1 protein-coding gene and 2 pseudogenes are annotated in these 4439 nt (G+C 48.3%); 2 read left to right on the top strand and 1 reads right to left on the bottom strand.

Translation table 11 applies throughout. The annotated features are described in order from the left end of the window. Positions 1-4064, top strand: a 4064-nt coding sequence (gene gltB, locus IQ242_RS17620; RefSeq protein WP_193960866.1) for a glutamate synthase large subunit, incomplete at its 5' end; no start/stop codon positions are given. 68 nt (positions 4065-4132) lie between these two features. Beyond that, positions 4133-4255, top strand: a pseudogene (locus IQ242_RS17615) (type II toxin-antitoxin system Phd/YefM family antitoxin); the annotation flags it as partial. 34 nt (positions 4256-4289) lie between these two features. Here IQ242_RS17615 and IQ242_RS17610 read toward each other — a convergent pair. Continuing rightward, a pseudogene (locus IQ242_RS17610) lies at positions 4290-4439 on the bottom strand (RNA-guided endonuclease TnpB family protein); the annotation flags it as partial.

Genomic DNA, 4439 nt, shown 5'->3' with positions numbered 1-4439 from the left:
GTTCTGAAGTCGGTAAGCAACTGGCCGATGATTTCTATTTCTGTTCCTTTTCCTGTCGCACCCTTGTCTATAAAGGGATGGTACGGGGCGAAATCCTGCGAGAATTCTATCTAGACCTGCAAAATCCCGCCTATAGCAGTCAATTTGCTATTTATCACCGACGTTTTAGCACCAATACCCAACCGAAATGGCCCCTCGCTCAACCGATGCGCTTATTAGGTCATAACGGCGAAATTAACACCCTTTTGGGCAATATTAACTGGATGTCGGCCCGGGAACCCGCTTTAGAAACCCAAGGTTGGACCCACGAAGAATTACAATCCCTGACCCCCATTGTTAACCCCGCTAACAGCGACTCCTATAACCTCGATAGCGCCCTAGAATTATTGGTGAGAACCGGTCGCAGTCCCCTAGAAGCGGCTATGATCCTAGTACCGGAGGCCTACAATAATCAGCCGGATTTACAGGATTATCCCGAAATTATCGACTTCTACGAATACTATAGCGGTTTACAGGAACCCTGGGACGGTCCAGCTTTACTGGTATTTAGTGACGGGGGAATCGTCGGCGCTTGTTTGGATCGCAACGGTTTGCGACCGGCCCGTTATAGCATTACTAACAACGGTTATATTGTCGTTTCTTCGGAAGCGGGAACTATTCCCCTCGATGAAACCACCATTATGGAAAAAGGTCGTCTCGGCCCCGGTCAAATGATCGCAGTTGACCTAGAAAAAGGCGAAATTAAGCGTAATTGGCCGATTAAACAGGAAATTGCCCGAGCTAATCCCTACGGTGAATGGGTGCAATCCCAACGCACCTTGATTGACAAAGAAACAGCGATCGACATTCCCGCTCCCAGCAATCTCCTTCCCCTGCAAACCGCTTTCGGTTATACTGCCGAAGATGTGGATATGATTATCGTTCCCATGGCAGAACAGGGAAAAGAACCGACTTTCTGTATGGGTGATGACACTCCCCTAGCAGTCCTCTCCAGTAAACCCCATCTTCTCTACGATTACTTTAAACAACGTTTTGCCCAAGTTACTAACCCTCCCATCGATCCTTTACGGGAAAGTTTAGTCATGTCCTTGACTATGTATCTGGGACGACGGGGTAATATCCTGAAATTGGGGGTTGATGACGCACATTTACTGAAATTAGACTCTCCCCTGCTCAATAATGCGGAATTAGCCAAAGTTAAAACCTCTAGCTACAAAACAGCCGAACTTTCTACCCTTTATGATCTGACCACCGGACCAGGGGGATTAGAAGATGCGATCGCTAATTTGTGCGCTGAGGCCGCCAAGAAAGTAGAATCGGGAGCAGAAATTTTAATTCTCAGTGACAGGACTGCTCCTATTGACGAAAAAACTAGCTATATTCCTCCTTTATTAGCTGTTGGTGCCGTCCATCATCACCTGATTCGCTCACACTTGCGTTTAAAAGCTTCGATTGTGATCGATACGGCCCAGTGTTGGAGTACCCATCACTTCGCTTGTCTAATTGGTTATGGTGCTTCCGCAGTTTGTCCCTATCTTGCGTTAGCAACGATCGCCCAGTGGTGGATCGAGCCAAAAACGCAGAAATTGATGGAAAACGGCAAATTAGAAGCTATTAGCCTCGAAAAAGCCCTAATTAATTACCGCAAATCCGTAGAAGCAGGATTACTGAAAATCCTCTCGAAAATGGGTATTTCTCTCCTATCTTCCTACCATGGAGCGCAAATTTTCGAGGCGATCGGATTGTCGGCAGATTTAGTTAAACTAGCTTTTAACGGCACTACCAGTCGCGTTGGGGGTTTAAGCATTGCGGAAGTGGCCCAAGAAGCGATCGCATTCCACAGTAAAGCTTTCCCCAATCTTACCGCTAAAAAACTAGAAAACTACGGTTTTGTCAACTACCGTCCGGGGGGAGAATACCACATGAATTCCCCGGAAATGGCGAAAGCACTCCATAAAGCAGTGGCTGCTCACTCCCAAGGTGAAGGATATGACCATTACGAAACCTATCGCCAAATCTTGCACCAAAGACCCGTTACTGCATTGCGCGATTTATTAGAATTTAACAGCGATCGAGCCTCAATTGCCATCGAAGCAGTAGAATCGATCGAAAGTATCCTGCAACGCTTCTGCACAGGGGGAATGTCCCTCGGTGCCTTGGGCCGGGAAGCACACGAAACCCTAGCGATCGCAATGAATCGCATCGGAGGTAAGTCCAATTCCGGAGAAGGGGGAGAAGATCCGATCCGCTACACCAGCTTAAGCGATGTGGATGAAGAAGGACATTCCGTAACTATGCCCCACCTAAACGGCTTAAAAAACGGTGATACGGCCAATTCTGCCATTAAACAGATAGCTTCGGGACGTTTTGGAGTCACTCCCGAATACTTAATGAGTGGAAAACAGCTAGAGATTAAAATGGCCCAAGGAGCAAAACCGGGAGAAGGAGGTCAATTACCGGGGAAAAAAGTCAGTCCCTATATTGCCATGTTACGGCGATCAAAACCGGGTGTTACCTTGATTTCTCCCCCTCCTCACCACGATATCTACTCGATCGAAGACTTAGCGCAATTAATCTACGATTTACACCAAATTAACCCCCGGGCCAAAGTTTCCGTCAAATTAGTGGCCGAGATCGGTATCGGCACAATTGCGGCCGGAGTTGCCAAAGCTAACGCTGATATTATCCAGATTTCCGGTCACGATGGTGGTACAGGTGCATCACCCCTAAGTTCGATTAAACACGCGGGTAGTCCCTGGGAATTGGGAGTGACGGAAGTGCATCGGATGTTAATGGAAAATCAACTGCGTCATCGGGTGATTTTGCGTGCAGATGGGGGACTAAAAACCGGTTGGGATATCCTCATGGCTGCCGTGATGGGTGCGGAGGAATTCGGTTTTGGTTCCATTTCCATGATTGCCGAGGGGTGCATCATGGCCCGCGTCTGTCACACGAATAATTGTCCTGTGGGAGTCGCTACCCAACAGGAACGTCTCCGCGCTCGTTTTCCCGGAATTCCCGCTCATGTGGTCAATTTCTTTACTTTGGTGGCCGAGGAAACGCGGCAATTATTGGCGAAATTAGGCTATCACAGTTTAAATGAGGTGATTGGCCGGTCGGATCTGTTAAAAGTGCGCTCCGATGCTCGTTTAACTAAGACAGAATCCCTCAATCTCGATTGTTTGTTGAATTTACCCGATGGACGCAGCGATCGCTCTTGGTTGCAGCACGAGGAAGTACATAGTAACGGTGCTGTTCTCGATGACGATATTCTAGCCGATAGCGAGATTAAACAGGCGATCGAGCAACAGGAAACCGTCAGCAAAACCTACAGGATTGTCAATACCGATCGCTCCGTCGGGGCGAGAATTGCGGGGGTAATTGCCCAAAAATACGGTAATGATGGCTTTGAAGGCGAAATTAAGCTCAATTTCCAGGGTGCGGCTGGTCAAAGTTTCGGAGCATTTAATTTACCCGGTGTCAATCTCCATTTAGAGGGGGAAGCTAACGATTATGTGGGTAAAGGCATCTACGGCGGCGAAATTGTCATCTTACCGCCCCAAAACGCCAATTATCAGCCTGAAGATAACGCTATTATCGGTAATACCTGTCTCTACGGGGCCACCGGTGGGGTGTTATACGCGAATGGTCGCGCTGGTGAACGCTTTGCTGTCCGCAATTCCACCGCGAAAGCGGTTATCGAAGGGGCCGGGGATCACCTCTGTGAATACATGACCGGGGGGGTAATTGTCGTGCTTGGTTCCGTTGGTCGCAACGTCGGCGCCGGGATGACGGGAGGATTAGCTTATATTCTTGATCCGTCCCTACCGGAGAAACTTAACCCCGAAATTGTCAAGATTCAACGGGTTGGCACGGCTGCCGGTGCGGAACAGTTAAAATCTTTAATTGAGGCCCATGTAGAACGCACTAATAGCCCCAAAGGTAAGTTAATTTTAGCTAATTGGGATAGCTATCTCGGTCAATTCTGGCAAGTGGTCCCTCCCTCGGAAGCGGATAGTCCCGAAGCGCAAATTAGCGCGGAGAAAACCTTAACTTCGGTGTAATTTCTTTGGGGTGCGTTACTCTTGGTTAACGCACCCATTGATTAATTTCTTGACTGCGGAGTTGATTAATGACCATCCCCACCACCTATACTAGCTATACCCAAGCACAGGAACATTTTCTTCAGGTTTTAGAACAAGTAGAACTGGGAAACTCGATCGTTATTGTCCAACGTCAGGGTCATCTTGACATCCTCACCGCCGTAAACGGACGGTGATTCCCAAACCTCACGATTTAGGTTTCTGCTTCTTTCCCTTGCGGGGTTCCGCACCTGCCTTAACAGATTTACTCTGTTCTGGTCTTATAGTCGCGACCCGGACTGACACCGCAAGCCCTGCGGCCAAAATGTTTTTACTGGCGTTAATATCTCGGTCATG

The organism is Microcystis sp. LEGE 08355 (assembly GCF_015207185.1).
In the GTDB taxonomy this organism is placed as follows: Bacteria; Cyanobacteriota; Cyanobacteriia; order Cyanobacteriales; family Microcystaceae; genus Microcystis; species Microcystis panniformis.
The sequence above is the reverse complement of the archived record's forward strand: the minus strand, read 5'-3'. Positions and strand labels throughout refer to the sequence as shown.